Origin of the sequence: Allomuricauda sp. ARW1Y1 (assembly GCF_013407935.1) — a bacterium.
In the GTDB taxonomy this organism is placed as follows: domain Bacteria; phylum Bacteroidota; class Bacteroidia; order Flavobacteriales; family Flavobacteriaceae; genus Flagellimonas.
This window is the reverse complement of record NZ_JACBZU010000003.1, coordinates 334,697-354,735: the sequence shown is the minus strand read 5'-3', so window position 1 is coordinate 354,735 and position 20,039 is coordinate 334,697. Positions and strand designations below refer to the sequence as shown.

Annotated in this window: 26 protein-coding genes; 6 read left to right on the top strand and 20 right to left on the bottom strand. The window is 40.8% G+C overall.

Annotation, left to right across the window (positions count from 1 at the left end; all coding sequences use genetic code 11):
* Positions 1–7 precede the first annotated feature (7 nt).
* From GGE08_RS10465 to GGE08_RS10365, 20 genes are all read right to left on the bottom strand, one after another.
* Entirely contained in the window at positions 8–481 is a 474-nt protein-coding gene (locus tag GGE08_RS10465; protein WP_179384832.1) for a TlpA family protein disulfide reductase, read from the bottom strand.
* Positions 472–1,431: an aldo/keto reductase gene (locus GGE08_RS10460; RefSeq protein ID WP_179384831.1), complete on the bottom strand. Its 960-nt coding sequence runs from the start codon at positions 1,429–1,431 to the stop codon at positions 472–474. Before GGE08_RS10460 ends, GGE08_RS10465 begins: the two co-directional genes overlap by 10 nt.
* Positions 1,432–1,893, bottom strand: coding sequence for a carboxymuconolactone decarboxylase family protein (locus GGE08_RS10455; protein ID WP_179384830.1), 462 nt, complete (start codon positions 1,891–1,893; stop codon positions 1,432–1,434).
* Positions 1,894–1,962: 69 nt separating this feature from the next.
* Positions 1,963–2,475 carry a peptide-methionine (S)-S-oxide reductase MsrA gene (msrA, locus tag GGE08_RS10450; protein WP_154920029.1) on the bottom strand — a complete coding sequence of 171 codons (513 nt, stop codon included), beginning with the start codon at positions 2,473–2,475 and terminating at the stop codon, positions 1,963–1,965.
* 85 nt (positions 2,476–2,560) lie between these two features.
* Positions 2,561–2,857: a peptide methionine sulfoxide reductase gene (locus GGE08_RS10445; RefSeq protein WP_179384829.1), complete on the bottom strand. Its 297-nt coding sequence runs from the start codon at positions 2,855–2,857 to the stop codon at positions 2,561–2,563.
* Between the two features lie 8 nt (positions 2,858–2,865).
* Positions 2,866–3,426 carry a hypothetical protein gene (locus GGE08_RS10440; RefSeq protein WP_154920033.1) on the bottom strand — a complete coding sequence of 187 codons (561 nt, stop codon included), beginning with the start codon at positions 3,424–3,426 and terminating at the stop codon, positions 2,866–2,868.
* A 38-nt stretch (positions 3,427–3,464) separates the two neighbouring features.
* Positions 3,465–3,797 carry a DM13 domain-containing protein gene (locus tag GGE08_RS10435; RefSeq protein ID WP_179384828.1) on the bottom strand — a complete coding sequence of 111 codons (333 nt, stop codon included), beginning with the start codon at positions 3,795–3,797 and terminating at the stop codon, positions 3,465–3,467.
* A 10-nt stretch (positions 3,798–3,807) separates the two neighbouring features.
* The gene (locus tag GGE08_RS10430) at positions 3,808–4,107 is read right to left on the bottom strand and encodes a 4a-hydroxytetrahydrobiopterin dehydratase (protein ID WP_179384827.1); all 300 of its coding nucleotides are present in this window, start codon (positions 4,105–4,107) and stop codon (positions 3,808–3,810) included.
* 11 nt (positions 4,108–4,118) lie between these two features.
* A complete protein-coding gene (locus tag GGE08_RS10425) occupies positions 4,119–4,412 on the bottom strand; it encodes an antibiotic biosynthesis monooxygenase (protein WP_179384826.1) in 294 nt (97 codons plus the stop codon).
* Complete coding sequence (locus GGE08_RS10420; protein WP_179384825.1) at positions 4,409–4,771, bottom strand: DoxX family protein; 363 nt, start codon at positions 4,769–4,771, stop codon at positions 4,409–4,411. Before GGE08_RS10420 ends, GGE08_RS10425 begins: the two co-directional genes overlap by 4 nt.
* A gap of 11 nt (positions 4,772–4,782) precedes the next feature.
* Positions 4,783–5,226, bottom strand: a complete 444-nt coding sequence (locus tag GGE08_RS10415) for a hypothetical protein (RefSeq protein ID WP_179384824.1) — start codon at positions 5,224–5,226, stop codon at positions 4,783–4,785.
* Positions 5,227–5,258: 32 nt separating this feature from the next.
* Positions 5,259–6,830, bottom strand: a complete 1,572-nt coding sequence (locus GGE08_RS10410; RefSeq protein ID WP_179384823.1) for a protein adenylyltransferase SelO — start codon at positions 6,828–6,830, stop codon at positions 5,259–5,261.
* 87 nt (positions 6,831–6,917) lie between these two features.
* Complete coding sequence (locus GGE08_RS10405; RefSeq protein WP_179384822.1) at positions 6,918–7,793, bottom strand: transglutaminase-like domain-containing protein; 876 nt, start codon at positions 7,791–7,793, stop codon at positions 6,918–6,920.
* 20 nt (positions 7,794–7,813) lie between these two features.
* Positions 7,814–8,347: an N-acetyltransferase gene (locus tag GGE08_RS16115; protein WP_257024004.1), complete on the bottom strand. Its 534-nt coding sequence runs from the start codon at positions 8,345–8,347 to the stop codon at positions 7,814–7,816.
* The gene (locus tag GGE08_RS10390; RefSeq protein ID WP_257024003.1) at positions 8,348–8,911 is read right to left on the bottom strand and encodes a peroxiredoxin family protein; all 564 of its coding nucleotides are present in this window, start codon (positions 8,909–8,911) and stop codon (positions 8,348–8,350) included.
* Between the two features lie 255 nt (positions 8,912–9,166).
* Positions 9,167–9,697 (bottom strand): peptide-methionine (S)-S-oxide reductase MsrA, encoded by a 531-nt coding sequence (gene msrA, locus GGE08_RS10385; RefSeq protein WP_179384821.1) that lies wholly within the window; start codon positions 9,695–9,697, stop codon positions 9,167–9,169.
* An 18-nt stretch (positions 9,698–9,715) separates the two neighbouring features.
* Positions 9,716–10,180 carry a peptide-methionine (R)-S-oxide reductase MsrB gene (gene msrB / locus GGE08_RS10380; protein ID WP_179384976.1) on the bottom strand — a complete coding sequence of 155 codons (465 nt, stop codon included), beginning with the start codon at positions 10,178–10,180 and terminating at the stop codon, positions 9,716–9,718.
* A gap of 128 nt (positions 10,181–10,308) precedes the next feature.
* A complete protein-coding gene (locus GGE08_RS10375; RefSeq protein ID WP_179384820.1) occupies positions 10,309–11,157 on the bottom strand; it encodes a helix-turn-helix domain-containing protein in 849 nt (282 codons plus the stop codon).
* 2 nt (positions 11,158–11,159) lie between these two features.
* On the bottom strand, positions 11,160–11,837 hold the full coding sequence (gene rpiA, locus GGE08_RS10370; protein ID WP_179384819.1) for a ribose-5-phosphate isomerase RpiA: 678 nt from the start codon (positions 11,835–11,837) through the stop codon (positions 11,160–11,162).
* Positions 11,838–12,157: 320 nt separating this feature from the next.
* Positions 12,158–13,156, bottom strand: a complete 999-nt coding sequence (locus tag GGE08_RS10365; protein WP_179384818.1) for an IS110 family transposase — start codon at positions 13,154–13,156, stop codon at positions 12,158–12,160.
* A 392-nt stretch (positions 13,157–13,548) separates the two neighbouring features.
* Between GGE08_RS10365 and GGE08_RS10360 the strand changes: the two genes are divergently transcribed.
* From GGE08_RS10360 to GGE08_RS10335, 6 genes are all read left to right on the top strand, one after another.
* Entirely contained in the window at positions 13,549–14,265 is a 717-nt protein-coding gene (locus GGE08_RS10360) for a hypothetical protein (RefSeq protein WP_179384817.1), read from the top strand.
* A gap of 144 nt (positions 14,266–14,409) precedes the next feature.
* Positions 14,410–14,694: a helix-turn-helix domain-containing protein gene (locus GGE08_RS10355; RefSeq protein ID WP_179384816.1), complete on the top strand. Its 285-nt coding sequence runs from the start codon at positions 14,410–14,412 to the stop codon at positions 14,692–14,694.
* Positions 14,695–14,907: 213 nt separating this feature from the next.
* Entirely contained in the window at positions 14,908–15,204 is a 297-nt protein-coding gene (gene mbpA / locus GGE08_RS10350; RefSeq protein ID WP_179384815.1) for a mobilization protein MbpA, read from the top strand.
* Between the two features lie 5 nt (positions 15,205–15,209).
* Complete coding sequence (locus GGE08_RS10345; RefSeq protein WP_306456990.1) at positions 15,210–16,070, top strand: relaxase/mobilization nuclease domain-containing protein; 861 nt, start codon at positions 15,210–15,212, stop codon at positions 16,068–16,070.
* A 4-nt stretch (positions 16,071–16,074) separates the two neighbouring features.
* Positions 16,075–16,530, top strand: coding sequence for a DUF6730 family protein (locus GGE08_RS10340; protein WP_179384813.1), 456 nt, complete (start codon positions 16,075–16,077; stop codon positions 16,528–16,530).
* A 304-nt stretch (positions 16,531–16,834) separates the two neighbouring features.
* A complete protein-coding gene (locus GGE08_RS10335; RefSeq protein ID WP_179384812.1) occupies positions 16,835–20,020 on the top strand; it encodes a DEAD/DEAH box helicase in 3,186 nt (1,061 codons plus the stop codon).
* Positions 20,021–20,039 lie beyond the last annotated feature (19 nt).

Genomic DNA, 20,039 nt, shown 5'->3' with positions numbered 1-20,039 from the left:
TTTTGAATTATTCATTTTCGTTTTTGTGGGATACGCCAAGCAACTCCCCTATTTTTAAATCCAATCGCAACAAGGCGTTGTTGGGGTCGGAACCGAAGATGGAATAGACCAACTTCCCCTCGCTGTCAAGCAATATCCAATGCGGGGTACCGCCTGCTTGGTACCTATGGAAGGTCTCGGCCAGATTCGCATCCTTGAAAAACGGAAAACGGATGTAATAGTCTTCCTTCGCTTTTTCAAAATCCGACACCTCATATTCAGGCCCTTCAAACCGTGTATGGATTCCCAACACCTTAATATGTTCCCCATTTTCGACTACCACCCTATTCGCATAGGGCAATGCCCTGCCTTTACAACCCGGACATCCCAAATTGAAAAAAAGGATGAGCAACGGCCTACCTTTAAAATCTTTAAGCGCGGGTACTTCCTTGGAAAAAATCGGAAGCAAATTCCATTCGGGTATGGGCTGGTTCAATTCCATTGCAGTTCTTTTCTTTCGTTCCAATAGGTCGATGGTGCAATGGCAAATGAGCTTAACCTATCCATTTCATCGTAAGCCAGTGAAAATGTATCCGCCTTTAGGTTTGCCGTCAAATGTGCCTCGTTACTGGCACCGCTCAGCACATTGGCGTTTTTAAAACTATCCATCGCAAAACGTAAGGCGATAGCGTCTGCCCCAACCCTATATTTCTTTGCCAACCCTTTCATTTCGTTATAAAGTGGGGCATAGCTTTTGTAATCATCATTCGGAATCAACCTGCCATTGGCCAGTACCTCTTTGATTAAAATAGGGCTATCAAGTTGCTCCAATTCACTTTTCATTGTAGCAACACTTTGGTCGAGCAGATTAAAGGTAAACTGAACGGATTGGAACAGTCCTTCATTTTCAACCTGAACCGTCAAGGCCTTTTTCAAAACATCAACCTGATCGCTTCCCGTAACCGTCAGTCCGATTATCAAACCGAATTCCTGCTTCAGTTCATACAATCGGTTCAGCACTTCTGTATTTTCCAACACTCCCGATTCAAAAGTTGCGGAATGAATCTGATACAGTTTCAAATGGGGCAGCAAGGCCTTTGACACCTTCCATTGTTCGTTCAACTTGTTGAGCGAATGTTCCTTGACCTCATGTTCGGTGGCATTCGGGTCGAAGTCGGCCACATAGGTATAGCCCCATTTTGTGCTTGCGGTTAGTGACCGGTCGTTCTTCTTCTTGATCCAATCGATCAACAAATCTTCCGCCAGCCCATAGTTGGGCGCGGTGTCAAAATGCCGTACGCCTTTCCTGTATGCGGTCTCGAGCACCTCAACCCCTTTTTTGCGGAAAGCTTCCAACGAAAACTCGGTATCCGGATCTTCTTGTTTGATGTTGATGTACACCGGCCTTCCGATGGCTGCAGTACCCAATGCTATGTGCCCTCCTTTTAACATCTAATCCACATACGGGGTCTCGCCCTGAGCGAGCTTCAGGCGCGTCCAGACATTCATGTTGATCACAATGGCGGCAATCTCGGCAATCTCAACCTCAGAGAAATATTGTGTCATTCCTTGATGGTAGCGCTGAAAATTTTTGTTGCTTCCCTCGGTCAGCACATCGCAATATTCGAGGGCTGTTTTCTCTTTTTTGGTAAACAGCTCGCTATTCCACCAAGACGATATATTGTCCACTTTGGCCTCATCGATTCCTATGTCGCGCGAGGTTTTGGCGTGGAGAATAATGCAGTACGCACATTCGTTTTTCTGTGCCACCCGCAAGCGTAGCAGCTGTGCCAACTTTTTGTCCGTTTTTAAGTCCGCGGTATATCCGAAAGCCTGGGCCATTTGTTTGGCAATTCCCAAGAAGGGCGTGCTATCGGGGTCAAATCGTGTATTCTTGAATTTTACTTCGCTCATATTCAGGTCGTGTTAAAAATTTATGGAAAGAAGAAGCCCGCGTTCGCGGCGCAAGCTTCTTCCATACAATTACGCTTCTTGCGCTTTATTGATAAAACTATCCTCAAATCTTAAAAAATGGCAGGTGTAGCCATTCGGATTCTTGACCAAATAGTCTTGGTGGTATTCTTCCGCTGGCCAAAATGTTGACCATGGCTCTAAGGTCGTAACGACCTTGCCCGGCCATTTACCGGAAGCATCGACCAAGGCGATCATTTCTTCCGCCACGGCTTTTTCTTCATCGTTCTGATAAAAAATCGCGGAACGGTAGCTCGATCCCCTATCGTTACCTTGTTGGTCGACCGTTGTGGGGTTGTGCATCCTGAAGAAATAATCCAATAATTCCTTAAAGGATGTTTTTGTAGGGTCATAGGTAATTTCTATGCCTTCCGCATGTCCAGGATGGTTTTGATAAGTGGGATTATCATTTTCGCCACCTTGATACCCCACTTCGGTATCTATCACTCCGGGACGTTTTCTGAAGAGATCTTCCATGCCCCAGAAACAGCCTCCCGCTATATATGCTTTCTTGTAGTTATCCATAATTTCTAATTCTTGTTACACAATTATTTTAAAAGAACCGTTGATTGATTCCCTGTAAAATTACTTGATCAACACCGGTTCCGTATTATACATTACTCCTATCAATATTGACATTTTGCTCACTTTTGACCAGCGACACGTTTTCTAGAAAATCGATAACTTTCTGTTCGGGCATTTCACAGGGTTTCAACAATCCCTGGCTTTTGGTACGATAGTAATTTAGGCTGATGAAATCGGTACCCCCCAATTCCTCCGCATAGACTTTAAAGGAATTCCCTTGATTGAAGCTATTCTTAGTGATCCCATATTTTCTACCTTGGTACATTCCTTCGGAATAGCCTTCGGGCAGCATTTTTATCTTCTCAAAAATGGGGTGCGCCATCCTATTCCTTATTCCGGATTTTTATAATCGTTGACCTGTAATCTTTCGTCGCGAATGATGCTCGTGACCAACCAAACATATTGTTCCACTTCTTTGTCATAACCCAGCATTGAAAAACTTTGACCAAAGGGACATGCCGGAAAATCGGGGAAATTCTTTCGCAATTCGTAACGATGCGGATTTTCGTTGAACTTGCTTTTGTGCACTTTGGGTACAAAGCCAAATTTCAGTTCATTGTTGCTTTCGTCGTGTGTGAGTACGGTCGGGACTTTTTCACGCACCTTATTGTTCACAAAGTTGTCGGGCAGCGACGAAAAGTTGTCCAACACATCCAATAAAACCCCTTTTGTGCCTTTCTTCGGAATGCTTACGGCATAGACCATTGAGGTGTCTTCGGGCGTATCGGAACTCTCAAACCTGTAGGCATAATCCACTTCAAATTGGTCGGCGTTGTAATCCACATTTTTCGCCACCCAATGCAGTTTTTCTCCCGTCAACCGAAAATCTTCGGTATAACCCACACTATTGAGTTCCTTGACCGTTTCTATCATATTGTTTTTTGCTTCCATAGTTTTTTCATTTTCAATTTGTTATATCGAACTCGTCATTAGTTCTTCTTTTCGATAGTTCCGTGACCAAAGTGGGCAAAGAACTTTTTGCAATACACGATAAGTGTTTTCATCTCATCAAAATCGTTCAAATGGTCGATTGGGAAGTCGCCTTCAAAATGTCCATCGGGCAACTCGGCAATGAACCTGATGTTATGTTCGGCCACCACCCCTATAGGATCTTTACTGAACACGATACGTACATCGGGAGCGCCTTGTGCCACCCAAAAGTTGGTCAGTTGAAGGACATGGCTACCATTATCGTTGGTAATGATAGCTGCATCTCCGAACGCTTCAGGTCCTTCTATTCTTGCCTTGGCAACGATTTTCATTGGTAAGAAATTAAAGTTGGGATTCGATGGTCTTGGCGAAATCGATATCCATATTACTTACCCCACCGAAATCGTGCGATGTCAACGTAATGTCAACTTTATGGTACACGTTGAACCATTCGGGATGATGGTTTTTCTTTTCGGCCAAAATGGCGATGCGAGACATAAACCCAAAGGCCTCGACAAAGTTTTTGAACTCCAAGTTTCTTACAATACTATCGCTCTTGACCCTCCATTTCGGGGACAGCTCGTGCTCGTCCAATTGCGCTTGAATTTCGGTGCCTTTGTAAACCGTGACTTCTTTTTTCATGCGACCAAGAATTATTTAATGTGCCTTTCGAATACCTCGCCGACCGAAACGTCGTATGATTCAAAAATTTCTGTTTTACCCCGTTCCTTATACTTTTTGTGTTCCGGGTGCGTATCCCAAACTTCAAAAGATTCGCGGTCCTTAAAATAGACGACCAACATATGGTGCCCATTTTCTCCATCGTATACTTCATGCTTATCATAGCCTTCAATGGCTGCCACATGCTGCGCCGCATAGCCATAAAGCCTATCGAACTCCTCTTGAAACTCCGGATTCACTTTGTACTTAAATGCCGCTACTATCATGATATTACCTTGTTTTTGTACTTGTACGACACCGCCAAAATCACTAAAAAGGCCACAGGCGGTAGTATTTTTGCATATTCCCCTATTGCTCCATGTGACAAGGCTGCGTAGACCAGATCAAAAAAGAAACCGGCATAGGCCAACTCCTTCAATTTCATCGACACTTTGGGAACGACCAATAAAATGCTTCCAATGATCTTGAACACACCAAGAATGGTAAAGAAATACAGCGGATAGCCGAGGGATGCCACATTTTCGGCAAACCCTTCGGGCTGTACAATATCCATTACCCCGCCAAGCATCATTACACCAAAAATGATCAAGGTAGTGGCCCAATATATTATGTTGTCTCGTTGCATATTCTCGATAGTTAGTTTACAGCTTCAATCGTGAATTTTTGGTTGTTGAACTCAAAAGAATCCCCTGCTCTTTTTCCTTTCAAGGCACTATAGATTGGTGCCTGTGTGGAGATGCCCAAAAAGTCTCTCTCGCCGATTTTAAAGGGCGGTTTCGAAACCGCGACAATCATACAACGGCCATTGACACTGACCACCGCGCCAGGTTCGACCGTTTCTTTTGGTTGAAAGGAAATCTTGTTGATGGTCTCCAAGTGCTCGGCATGCACATGGGCCTGTTCTTCCAACTGGTCTGAAATTTCGATACTTTGCCTGTGATGTGATTGGTCGTCATCATCAATGACCTCTGTTTTGTCCAATAGGTTCCCCGACAAAAATTCTTCGTATTTCATCTCCGCCGCATCGATATGACCTTTCTCCAAATCGATAAGCGCCTGTTTGATCTTGTTTTTATCCATTGCTCTGTATTTAAATTGTTAGTTGTCGATTTTTAGGAGCTGCACGATAACATGGAGCATCCCACTTTATGTCTTGCCCATTCGGGGCGTTTGGCGAACCATTTTTCGTTTTCAGGCTGCTCGTCATAGGGTTTTTTAAGCAGTTGTAACAGCTCATCGATCAATTCATATTTGCCCCTGTCGGCGTCGTCTATCGCCAATTGCGCCATGTAGTTGCGCAGCACATATTTCGGATTGACCTTGTTCATCGCCTCGGCTCGTTCGCTATCACTTTTATCTTCTTTTCGCAAACGCTTGGCATATTTTTCGAACCAATTGTGCCATTGCCTCATAATTTTCCCTTTGATTTCGTCAGGAAGGTAAAATGCTTTTTCGACCACTTTTAACCCTTCCGACGCACTATCTTCTTTTTTGAAATCGGCAAGGTTCCTGAAGAAGATGGTCATATCGGTTTCGGAAAGTTGCAATACGTTCTCCAATTCTTCCACCAACGCTTTATCCTCCACATCTGAAAGGAAAAGTCCCAATTTCGATTTCATCATTTCAAGATGAGCGACTTTTACCTCCTCTTGATATTCATCCAAAATACGCTGCAACGGTTCCGTCTCCTCGATCAACGGATACAGGGCATTGGCGAGTTTCAACAGATTCCAAAGTACGATCTGTGGTTGAGTGCCGTAGCGATATCGTTTCTGCCCACTGTCGGTGGTATTAGGCGTCCAACCATGGTCGTAGCCTTCCAGCCAGCCGTAAGGCCCGTAATCGATGGTCAGTCCCAAAATGGACATATTATCGGTGTTCATTACGCCATGTACGAAACCTATACGCTGCCAATGGATGACCATTTCCATGTTCCTAACGGCCACTTCCTTGAAGAACTTGAGATAGGTCTCTTTGGAAGGTACGCCCAAACGCGGGTAATGGTGTTTGATGGTAAAATCGACCAAGGCCTTCAGGGTCTTTGCATCTTGCTGTGCGGCCAATATCTCAAAATTGCCAAAACGGATGAACGATTCGGCCGTGCGACAGACGATGGCCCCTTTTTCATAGGCCGGATTGCCGTCGTAAAGCACATCCCGTAAAACCTCATCTCCCGAAAGGGTCAATGACAACGCCCTCGTGGTTGGCACCCCCAAATGGTGCATGGCCTCGCTACACAAATATTCCCTGATGGATGAGCGCAGTACTGCCAAGCCGTCTGCCGAACGGGAATAGGGCGTTTCCCCGGCTCCCTTTAACTGCAGGGCCCAATTTCTTCCTTGGTGTTCGACCTCGCAGAGGTTTATGGCCCTGCCATCGCCCAGCTGCCCTGCCCAGCTACCAAATTGATGTCCGCCGTAGCACATCGCATACGGACTTGTATCGGGCAGTAGTTCGGTGCCCGAAAAAATGTCGAGAAACTTCCGTGATTTGGTGGTCGATGCATTCAATCCGATGGCTTCCGCCATTTCGGGCGAAACATGGATCAATGACGGCTTTGTGGGTTTTTTAGGCACCACATACGAGAAACAGGCATTTCTGACCTGCCGTCGTGAATTTTCCAAAATCGGGTCGGCGGGCAATTGCTCGTTGAATTTATCTTTTATGTCAAGTTGTAACGTCAAAATGTACTCCTTTCTTCTTTATTCAAAATTATGTTCTCCAACAGGATTTCCCCATACCGATTCTACCTGATGATTTGTACATTTTTCTCAAAGTGCTTCATTGATGTCCAAAAGTTCTTGGGCCGTACTTTTCTCTCCTGTCGTAAATAATGCGTGTATCAGATTGTTCATGACCCTTTTTACGATGGCCACATTGGTTGCGGGCAACAGGTTTTTATCCTTTAGGTCATAGGGAATGGTCAACAACATGGCATCAAAATCCTTATTATTGATCATCAGTCCATTGTTGAACGGATCCACGAGAAAATCGACTTTGCGCATCACGGAACCGTCGGTAACACCTTCTTTGGTAAAATGCTCATTAACGTAGCCCAATATAAAATGCCCTGGAGAGTTGATGCCCACCAACGGAATGTTCAAACGCTCTGCCACCAAAAGGTAAATGGCCGATAACCCAATGGGGTTACTGATGCGGTTTTCAAAGACTTTGTTTATAAATGAATTATTGATCGCGGAATAGTTACGCGTATTGCCGTTAAAGCCAAAATCGAACAAAATCGTCTGGTTCAATAGATGTACGATTTGCACATCGGTTTTTCCGTCCAATTCATCTTTCAAAACGGCAACCATATCATTTATGGTCTTCTTGATTTCGGCTTCATCGAAATTCGGATAGCCGTATTTGGCAATCAGCAATAGGCCTTCCAACAAATCATCGGAACGGAACTCTTTCCAATTGTTCAGATCTTCATTCAGTTTAGCCAATTTCAATTCGTCAAGAATTTGCGCTATCCTTTCTTTTTGCAAATCGCTTTCACTCTCATCAAATGCCGTCTGTAGATGTGGAATTCCTTCTGCTCCCAAAAACACAATCGTCTGGTAAATTTCGTTATAGATGATTTCGCTTGGGTCTTCCAACAGGCTTATCAATGCTTTTATACTTGAATCATCCAACTTTTTCATGATTTATTTTCCTTTCTTTTTTATTCGATTATTTCTTTCCATTTTGGGTCCCGGTTCTTTATGGCCTTGATATAGGTACATATCGCAACGGCTTTATATCCTTCTTCCGTCAATTTTTCAAAAGTCTTTAGCACCAGCTCTTTACCTATGCCGCGCCCTCTCAATTGATAAGGCACCTCAGAATGTACGAGGTACATTTTGCCATCGCGCAAATTGTACTCTACCCTTGCTTCTTCCCCATTAATATCCATAGTGAACTTTTGGGCTTCTTTATCGTGTTTTATTTCCAGCATACTCGGTATCAATTTATGGAGCCATTTAAACAGCTCATCTTTATACGGATTTCTTAACTTTTTTCTGCCAATGGTTATCGTCGGGAAGTTCAACTTTCCGTTGGTGTAAAGGCTTCGAAGTTCACTCGCATGACCCTCATCGGCTTCGACATCCAAAAATGCAAAGGGCAGACGGGTGCTTTCAAGCACCAACTGGTAATAGCGTGTCTTGTGACAGCCATCTGCCCCGTACAGTTTTATTTCAGGAACGTTTCGCAACATTTATTCAACGCTTTTCAAGACCTGAATCGCGGCATCGGCGTTCAAATGAAAATCGGCGAACACCACATTGTTGTTTTGATCGATCAAAATGAACCATGGGGTACCCCCCGTACGGTAATTGGTCATGATGTTCGATCTGGATTCGCCGTCATCTCCGGCATCATGGCCAAAGGGAATTTTAAGCCCGTACTGTTTTTGCGTCTCGATCATATTTTCATAGGTATTGGCATGATGGCCTTCAAATACCGTTTGTACCGCCAAAAAGGCGACTTTATCATTCCCTTCCAAAGCCTCGACCATTTTCTTTAAATCCGGTAGCCCTTTGCTGTGGCAACCGGGGCACCAGCTTTGAAAACAGTACACCACTTTGAACTTACCATCAAAATCGGACAGTTTGATCTGATCCGTTTTGTCGCCATTGGCATCGATCCATTCCTTTACATCAAACTCAGGAGCCTTGAATACTTTATTTTCAACTGTTTTGTTCATTTTTATTTTCTTTCTTTTGTCTTGGGTCTGGGCAAAGAACACCCAGAACACCACGGGACTTATTAAAATTCTCATTGTTGTTTTTAAGTGACCTGCGAGGGGTGGGTCACACCCCTTTGCAGGCTATATAATGGGGGAACTTCAATACTATAAAGTTCTCGGAGAATTGAGAGAATGTTTTGATATTTATTGACTATTCTTTTATGCCCCTTTTTGTGCCCTTCGTCGTTAAAATTTTAGACCGTAGCTATGGCTATGCTCGAAAATTTTGCCTAGAAGTGCATCCAAAATGACCTATAAAAACTCTTATCATAAATTTCAGAACATTCTCTAAGCAGCCTTTAATTTATCGGCATACATCTTTCGCAGTTTGTTCAGCTTCGGCGTAATCACTAAGCTACAATACCCTTGGCTGCTATTTTCATTGTAGTAATTTTGATGATAGTCCTCAGCGGCATAAAATATTTCCGCAGGGCTCACTTCGGTCACGATTTTATTATCAAAATAAGGGTTCAACTGTTTGATTACTTGATCAATAATCTCTTTTTGTTCGTCATTGTGATAATAGACGACCGACCTGTATTGCGTACCCATATCAGCCCCTTGTTTGTTGAGCGTAGTAGGATCATGTGTGGTCATAAAAATGACAAGTAACTCTTCGTAGCTGATCACTTTGGGATCAAAGGTGACCTTGACCACTTCTGCATGTCCGGTTCGGCCAGAGCAAATTTCTCTGTACGTCGGGTGACCGGGACAATCGCCTCCGCTATACCCAGATACTACTTTTTCAACTCCTTTTACTTGTTGAAAGATGGCTTCTACACACCAGAAGCAGCCACCTCCTACGGTCATTACTTCCATTTTATTACCTTTCTTTTATTAACTGTTAGCCTCTTCTTTATCTTCTTGCAAAGTGAGTGCCTCACTGTTGATACAGTACCGCAGTCCACTGGGCTCCGGTCCATCAGGGAAAACGTGTCCTTGGTGTGCATCGCAAGTGTTGCACATGACCTCTACCCGCACCATGCCGAACGACGTATCTTTTTCGTATTTAATGGCATTTTCTTTGATAGGTTGGGTAAAACTTGGCCAACCAGTACCCGAATTAAACTTTATCGTTGAATCGAACAAAGGAGTATCACAGCACACGCAATTGTATTTGCCCGCTTCGTAAATACTACACAATGCACCTGAATGGGGTGCTTCCGTACCTTTTAAACGGGTGATCCTGAATTGTTCTGGTGTCAGGATTTCTTTCCATTCCGCCTCGGTTTTTTCGACCCTTCTATCAGGCTCTGGATTCCCTTTTGTCGCAAAATGAATGACATCGGCCCAATTCAGCATATTCTTATCCTTATTGTTGTTCATATCCTTTCCTCCTTTTGTTTGGTACAAAATTAAGACACAATACCGCTTAGCTTATTACGGATTTATCATTGCCATTTGTATATTTTGCTCAAATGCCAAATTGACTAGCTGTTTTCTGCGCTGAGTCCCCTCAAATATTCCTTGGGCGATACTCCTGTATGTGTCTTGAAAAACTTAGAAAAATGTGAGATTTCGTTGAATCCCAGTGCATAGGCAATTTCGTTGACATTGCTGTCGGAAAACTCCAATAGCCTTTTGCTCTCCAAAATAATGCGTTCATTGATGAGCTGAAGAGGCGTTTTATGGAAATAACGGGCAAACAGATTGGAAATCGATTTCGGGGTCACATGCATGAGTTCAGCGTATTCCTGAACCTTGTGCTTTTCCCTAAAGTGCATTTCGACCAACAACTTGAATCGGCGAATGGCATCGAGCTTTAATTGTGGCATATCTTCGTCGGGCAATACTTTTCTTGCAATCCGAACGGACATTATCAGCAATCTTTTGAGCAAGACCAACAACATTTCGCCCTGTATATGGTCTTTATTGTTTTCAAATTCTTCTACAAAGAACTCGTACAACAGATTGAAACTCTTAAGCTCTTTCTCTGTCAATTCGACAACCAAGGGAGATGAGGTGCCCAAAAACAAAAAACCGTTGCAGGAAACCTCTGAATCATGGTCCCTAATGCAATAAAACTCTCGGTTGAAGGCATAGAGGAGCACGTCTTTGTTCTCGACCTCAAAATCGAGGCGGTTCAATGAAGAGGCGAATAAAAGGTGGTTTTCCTTGAGCAATACCCGATATCCGTCCACACCAAGTGAGATACTATCTTTACGTGCCCAGACGATTTTATAACAATCTTTCTTGAGTTCGTTGGCACTGAACTTTTGTTCCGAAGTATCTATCAGGTCGAAACTTCCTTCGTTGCTTCCTTTATATTGAAATCTCATTTTTATTTTTTTTGAAACACGGTTACTGCATCACCTTTACCCATGATAATCATATCCGCAGTATTTAGAAAAAGTCCTGTCTCCACAATTCCGGGAATTCGTATTAGATTATACTCCAACATTTCCAAATCATTATGTTCCCAGATGTCAATATCAACAATATAGTTGTTTTCATCAGTAACGTAAAGTGCTCCGTTGGCTTTTCTAGGTATCGGTTTTAAGCCCATATCCTCCAATTTGCTGATAATCTTCTTGGTTGCGAAAGGAATAGTCTCCACTGGCAGTTTAAACTTACCCAACCGTTCGACCTGCTTGCTCGAATCGGTAATAATAATGTTGACCTTTGAATTATGGGCGATGATTTTCTCACGCAACAATGCTCCGCCACCGCCCTTGATCAATCGCATTTGGGGGTCGAATTCATCTGCCCCGTCCAGATTGATGTCGATTTTTTTAGCATCGTCCAAAGAGATTAGGGGAATGCCCTTCTCACGTGCCAATGCAGCCGTTCTCTCCGATGAGGGCACACCCCTGATCTTCAAACCATTTGCAACTTTCTCTCCGAGCATTCGAATCATATACGCCGATGTGGACCCCGAACCTAGCCCGACGGTCATTTCATCTTCGATTAGTTTTACAGCTTCTGATGCAGCCAATCTTTTTTCGGTTTCGAAGTTCATTTCTTGGTTTATTCAATAGAAGTGTTTGTTTAAATATAAGAATAGGAATCAATTTTTTTCAATCAAAATGTGTTGTGAACAAAACATGCTATGAACAATTTATGAGTTGATTTGGCACAACTTTGTTTAGAGTACCAGTTAATTCATCAAGACTTATCGAAAAAAAAACCTGTTATTGATTCGAACTTGATGTTTTCTAGAGTATTGTAAAACGAACAATTTGGGACACTATTTTTTCGAGGAGAGCACACAAAGTTCTTTTTATGTTCAGTCCTATGTCCCTGTATTCTAAGGTAAAACCAAACTTAAAATGTTAAAATTCAGTTTGCGAATGCATGTACGTTCACATATGGTGTTTGCCTTTTGACAACGGCAAAGACACGGTGCACAATTTTGTTGCGGATAATGTTGATTGTACCCATCTTGCTTTTTCCTTTTTCCAACCTGTTTCTATAATAATTTTTAAGTTCCGAGTTTTTCTGGATTGCCGAGAATGCGGCCAAAGTTAGGAGGGACTTCATGTTCTTGTTCGCAGTGTGGCTTACTTTTGATTTGGATCTCAACGAAGTTCCGGACTGTTTTTCGAACGGGGCAATACCTGCATAGCAGGCATATTTACGTGCACAGTCAAAGTTCATAAAGCAGTTGGTAGTAACTATCAGGTTGACGGCCAGTATAAGACCAATTCCATCCACGGAAGTTACCAATTTGTAAATCTTATTGATGTGCTCGTCATTTTTAATGAGCTCTTTCAATTCTTGCTCGATCGCCTTGATCTGTTTGGCCAAATAATTTAGCATCTTGTTTTGGACATTGATGATAGGTCCATGTCTTTCTTTGCCAAGAACTGTTCGATATTCTTTTAAATCTGCTGAGAATCCCGCTCTTTGCTTCACAAGTTTTTCCCTTAACGATATCAGCTTTTGAAGTTTCATGATATTTTTGGAGGGTATTTTGGTCGGTTTTATCAAATCCCTTCTCAAATAGGCATATTCTGCGATTCTATAGGCATCGACCTTATCGTTTTTGCCCCTTACCATTCCCATCGACTTTTTAATCTGCAGTGGTGCGACCAGGATAAATGCTTGTTTCAGGTCGTCCAGAAAGATTGACAAGGGTGTAGAATAAATGCCCGTATATTCAAAACAAAAAATAACGTGGTCAAAATCATCTCCCGAATAATGGGACGTTGCCCACTTGTACATTTTTTTGAATCCTTTGAGATCGTTCTCGAATTGCTGTGTCAGTTTTGGTCCGTGAATAAATACATCGATGGTATTTTTTGAAACATCGATTCCAATAGCGTCTTTGAATTTCATAATTTGGTATTTAGATTAATAAAGAAGTTGCTTTTACTAAGACCTTTAAAAGTCCTAAAAGACTACTATTCTAAATGGCACATAAGCAACTGAGAGTAAGAAAGGGGACTAATACAGGGGTTGGTTCTATAGACCAGCGGAAGTCATAGTTCACCCCTTTCTTTTCTCAAAAATTAACACAAATATTTATAGTACAAACCTAAAGGCGGAAGTCGCAAAACCTTTCGGTTTTCCGACACCCTCAGAGCCGCGAGAAAGCACAAGCGGTGGAAAGACCGCTTGACCTTTCATTTCCCTACCCACAAAGTACATCTTACAAGAACGTGGTCGTAAAAAGCGGCATTACATCCCATACTGTGGCTTTCCACAGGAAAAAATGTTAAATTGAGGAGATGCTGCCCATTCTAAAGTATATCATGCTCGCCTGCTTTGCTTATGTTGCAATCAGGATTATAGCACCATATCTGGTACTCCTCATGCGGTTTATGTTCAATGAACCTTTCAAATGGGACAAATATGTGGAAAAGCCCAGATTGGTGTTCTATGCCATAGGTCTACTCAATATGCAGTTGGGTTTCAATGCAATCCTGGATCATCCAGGGCGGTTTGCTACTTTTTACTTAGTTGCTGGCTGCTTTCTTTTTTTAGGAGGAATATTCATGACACAAGTGACCTGGACAAAAAGATTCAAGAAGGTATTCATTCCTAAAATCAAAGAAAAACTAAAATCCTCCAGAAATTTCAATATTTCAATCAGTGAAGCCCAATTGGGGAAGCTTTACGACAACATGATTCGCTATGATATGGTTGTTATGGATAAGACATCAAAAGACAATTTCATAAAATGCTTTTTAAAGAATTGGGACGAACATGATGCGAAGATTCATCTGAGATTAAAGAACCCTGCTTGTAAAGAGTTTTATGAACTGTTCAAGTTGACCTTTCCCAAGAATGATTTGCAGCTTATTGATTTCATCAAAAACTCCGATTTGCTGAGACGCGAGGATGGGCGACGATATAACTACAATACCGTTAGAAACGCCCTGACCAGAAACAGGGTTTCCAAAAGAAACGAGGAATTGGAAGCCGTTTTTACCCCATTTTCCTAAAAATCTGCTTGCATTGTCCTCTTTTTTGCTTGCACCACATGCAATGCAAGCCTTTCCTATTGTTTCCTATGCTAGTTTGCTGAAAGAATTCTATTAAAAAGAACAAAAGCTTTTGTCCATTGTTAAACCTTAAAATCAAAGATGATGGATTATTTGAAGATCGAAGAACGACTCGACCGTATAGAAAGGTTATTGACCAATAGCAAGGACGTGTTGACTTTTGAGGAGGCTTGCGATTATATGGGAGTTTCACGAAGCTTCTTGTACAAGCTTACCTCCAGAAGACAAATTCCACATTCAAAACCCAATGGTAAAATGATATTCTTTGAAAAGAAGAAGATTAATATTTGGTTGTTGCAGAACAGGAGAAAATCCAAAGCTGAAATGGAAAACGAAGCTCTTCAGTATAGTCTTAAAAACAGAAAATGATTTTTATGGATAGGGAGAAAAGAGAGAAACGGAACATTTCTCCTTAAATCCGTCTGAGTGAGAATTCAAGATGTGTCATTGTCATGACAAATCTTGCTTTTGCTCCCGTTGGTCGCAAAAGATCGGAACTGTTGATTTGGCAATCGATATGTTATTTAAGAAAGGGGTTCCGATGTGATTATTTTAAAAATTGGAAATCAAGAAATATCTAAAATGAAAAAAGAGTTCGTACAATTTCGATGTTCTATTTATGAAAAGAAGCTTCTGAAAATTAAAGCTAAGAAGAGCGGAATTTCCATCAGTGAGTACTGCCGCCGTGCCGCATTTGATGACAGGATTATTGAACGTTTATCAGAAGATCAAATCGAGGCCTATAAATTATTGTTGCAGTACCAGAACAATTTTAAACGCATCGGGAATATGTTTCGAAAACGAAATCCAAAATTAGCGGATGAAGTCACCCACTTAGCAAAAGAAATAAGGGAACACCTTTTAAGTTTTAAGGTATGATCGGGATGGGAAAATCCATATCGCACACATCTGCTTCCATGGCCTATGGACTTCGGGAAGAAAAGAAACCTGAGATTGTCCATAGCCAATATTTGGCGGGAGAAACCCCTAAAGAAATTACCCAGGAGTTCAGGACCATCCAACAGCAGAACCATCAATGCAAAAAGAACACCTTGAGCTTCGTGCTGAGTCCGACCATCAAGGATGGGCAAGAAATGAAAAACAAACAGCTCCAAGAAATCACGGAACGCTTTTTAAAACAGATGAAATTACAGGAGAATCAGGCGATTGCCTTTGTTCACAGAAACAGGAAGCATGTCCATATCCATTTGTATGTGAACCGAATCAACTTTCAAGGACAGGCTTACAAGGACAATTTTATTGGAAAGCGGAGCCAACAAGCTGCAGAACGAGTGGCAAAAGAAATAGGCTTGACCACGGTTAGGGAAGTGCAACAAGAGAAATCGAACCTTGTGAAAAATGTACGACAGGAAATAAAGCAAATCCATGAAAAGGTAATTACCGAAATGAAACCCAAAGATTTTGATCAGTACATCAAATACATGAAACAAATGAAAGTTGAAGTTATTCCAAGTATCAACAAATCAAATCAGTTGCGGGGTTTCCGCTTTGAGTACAAAGGCCAAAATCTTAAAGGAAGTGAAGTGCATCGTTCCATGTCGATGGCGCGAATAGCCGAACGAATCGGGTTTGACAAAAACATTATTCAAACAATAGCTAAAGACAATACATTAAAAGTATTGGGAAAGACTGTGGGCCTATCCCCTAACCTAGCCTCAACCATCGCTAAAAAGGCTATCAAATTGGCTGTCAAAAAAACAATTGGATTAGGAATGGAAATTTAAGATTATGGCAAAATTAGATGAAATAGCGGAGTTGCTAACGGAAGAAATCAAAGGCTTCGAAAACTCGGTCAACCGAATGGAAGAATTGAAAGCCTTTTTGATGACCTATAAAATTCAAGCTGACACTTCGGACATCGATTTTATCGTAAAACGATACAATGACCATCAAAAGAAAGCGGTGGATGAACAGAATAAGCTCTTGGCTAATGTCATCTACCACACTAAAAAGTCAATGGCCCTTCCCAAATGGGCTGTAAAGCTTTTTTGGGCATTATCCGTAATCATCTTGTTGGTTTTGGGATATGCCCTATTCCAAGTTTCAAGAATCCCCAAAAAGGAGCAAGCGGCTTTTTCCCAAGGCGAAAGTAATGCAGTCAGGCACTTTGAGCGATTTATGGAGGAAACCCCCGAAGCAGGTGCCCTCTATGAAGAATGGCGCAAGCCCAAAGGCAAAAAGTAGTTTGCGCCCTGCCCGATTTTTGCTTCACGCTTATCTGCCGGAACACTACAAAAACCGGACAGGATTCACGCGCAAAGTTTTGGGTAAGGATTTGGGACGAGATAAAAAAATTCCAATAATCTGTATTGGCATTCAAACACTGGCTTTTAAACCTGTCATTCATCCCTAAATTCTTACGCCTAAACGAATTGTTGAATACTCCTAACAAGTTTATAGCTACAAATATTTTTTTCTTTTCCTCATTATCGATATTTAACATACTAAATATGAATCCGTTAATTCATTTCCATGAAATGCAAAATATATGAAACAACAAAGTCTAAACTTAGCTTATGAAGTAAAACTACAGATTGAAGATGCTGTATTCTATAAGTATAAAAAAAGTAAAATAGGGTTATTATCTCAACTAGCTCTTGGTAAAGAAAAAAGAAACTTAAAAGCTGTTCATGAGAATGATGGTACATTTAAAATTACTCATGAGAATATATCTTTTAGGGCCGTGTTAGAAAAAGGAAAGGGTAAAAACAAGGATAGATATCAAATAAAGGGGTGTGTAGAAAGTACTATTGGTGATTATAAAGAACGCTACCAAGATGTAAAAATTGGTGGGGTTGGTGAATCTGGTATAAAATTGAGGCCAGCTCAGATCGGTGCTGTTTACGCACTTTTATCACATTGGTCAGTTTCTGATGACGTCTCTACAATAGTATTGCCTACTGGAACCGGGAAGACAGAGACCATGTTAGTGACTACTTTAGCGGATAAGGCACAAAGAACTTTGGTGGTTGTTCCAACGGTAGAACTAAAGTTACAAATCGCCGAAAAATTCGAAAGCTGGGGAATTTTACGTGAACTTGGTGTAATCCCCCAAACATTTCCAAACCCAACAATAATAGTTCTCAATAAAACATTAACTGAAGATAATTCTGTAGATTTTCTAAAAACTGCTGATGTAATTGTAACTACCCCCGCATTAATTGCGCAAGCCCCAAAAGAAATAAAGCAAAGTCTCAAAGAAATTTTTTCTCATGTTTATTTCGATGAAGCCCATCATGTAAAAGCGAATGAATGGGAAGAAATAAAAACTCTTTTAGATAAAGCAAAAATTGTTCAGTTCACTGCCACTCCTTATAGAAATGATCGCAAACCAATAGAAGGAAAAATAGTCTATAACTACCCATTATCGAAAGCTTTGGAAGATAAGTGTTTCTCAAAAATCTCCCTAGTTACGGTAGATGAGCTCCATCCCAAAAAGAAAGATAAGGCAATTGCTGAAACTGCAATGGAAAGATTACAAGAAGACAGGAAAAAGGGATGGAAAAATCATTGCATGATGGTAAGAGCGGAAAAAGAGGTACATGCGGAAAAGCTATTTAAAGACTACAAGAAGTGGTATCCAGATGAAAAAATTATTATTATCCATTCAAATATTAAAGGCAAAAAACAAATCATTGAACGCATAAAAAAAAGAGAATTTGATATAATCGTTTGTGTTGATATGTTAAAAGAGGGGTTTGATTTCCCTGAATTCAAAATTGCTGCTGTACATGGAGTTCACAAGTCTCTATCCGTTCTTTTACAGTTTATTGGAAGATTTACAAGGCCGAAAAAAGGACTAGGAGATGCCTCTTTTGTTGTAAACTATGCGGAGGAGAAAATGTCTATAGAACTCGAAAATCTATTTCAGGAAGGCTCTGGATGGGAAAAAGTCATAAGTGAGATAGCTGATGCAAAAAAGGCTGAGGCAGAATCTTTATTAACTTTTCTTCAAGGCTGTAAACCATATTCAGGATTTGATTCACCTGATATAGAACTTAATCCAAAATTAGTTTATCCAGCTTTAAGTTGTGTTGCCTATCAATGTAAAAAAGTAGATTGGAAATTATTTAAGAATGCGTTCAACCTTAATAAATATGCTCTTTCTCAACCATACATTAATTCTGAAGAGAATATATTCTACTTTACGACACAAAAACGTGATAAAGTTAAGTGGGCTAGGACTAATGCTTTGAAAGATCAGACATGGGATTTGATTGTTATGCATCACGATCCAAAAACAGAAATTTTATATATCGGATATTCTGAAAAAAGGTTAGACCTTAATTTATTAGTAGAAAAGATTACAAGAAAAAAGCCGATAATTCTTAATGGAGATTGTGTCTTTCGTTCTTTTGATTCAATTAAACGATTAAGCATAGTACACGCCGGAATATTCAAACCGGCCAATCAGCTACATCGATATTCAAGGTTGAGCGGAGCAGATGTTACAACAGAACTAAGTAGATGGCAGGAAGGCAAAAGAAGTAAAAAATCAGATTTTGTTGGAATAGGGTTTAGAGATGGCTTACCAGTTAGTGTTGGAGCCTCGGTTAAAGGAAAATTGTGGAGTCCTGCGCGAATTGGTAATTTAAAAGAATGGAAATCTTGGTGTTTAAATATAGGCCGATTGATTACGGATGAAACTATTGATTCCAATCAATTATTAGTTGATTCTGCTAAAAAGGTACAATTAGAGGAGTTTCCTGAAGATATAAATGTTTTAGCAACAGATTGGGCAGAGGAATTATATAGACGGATACATAAACTTACTATACAGAAACACAATTCAAATAGCTATTTGCTTTCTGAATGCTCGTTGACTACTATTAAGTATGAATCGAATAGGGCAGATTTTAAATTAAACCTGTTCAGTGATGAGATTTTGTTTTACATATTGCTTGGGGGAGAAAACGGATTTACCGTTCATGGATTGGATGATTCTAAATTTAATGTTGAAGGTCTAAAAAGAGAACCTCTGCCACTAAAGAAGTTTTTTGAAGAGAATCCCCCAACGATGTTCTTGTTAAACGGATGTACCATAGCAGGATGCATACATACTGATTACGGAAGTCCAGAATTTGGCAAAATTCCTGATGACCGAGTTGAGGCTCTTAAATGGGAAAACGTTAAATATACTGTTGAATCCCTATATAAGGAAGGTATAAAAAGAGAAAATTCCATTCAAGAGTACATGATGAAATCCCTAATAGAGAGAGGTGCTGATATTGTTTTCAATGATGATAATTCGGGGGAAAAAGCAGATATAATTGGAATCTTCTCAAGTGAAGATTTAATTAGATTTGAGCTTATACATTGTAAATATTCTAAGCAAAAGTCTGGGGCAAGGAAGTCTGACTTGTATGAAGTCTGTGGACAAGCAATTGTATCCCTTCGATATAAATGGAAACCAGAGGAATTATTGAAACATATGGAAAGAAGAAATGGGATGGGAGTTTTGAAGGGCCTGAGGTTTTTTCATGGCGATTTGAAAGAACTTGATAAAATAAAAAAGGAATTGAAATACAAAGAAGTAGCTTTTGAGTTTGCCATCGCTCAACCTGGTGTAGAAAAGTCAAATCTTACCGTTGACATGAACAATTTTCTTGGGTCAGTTTTCTCAACTATTATTGAAATGACAGAAACCAAACTAAGGTGCTATTTCAATGAATGAAATAACATCTTCCTTTTCT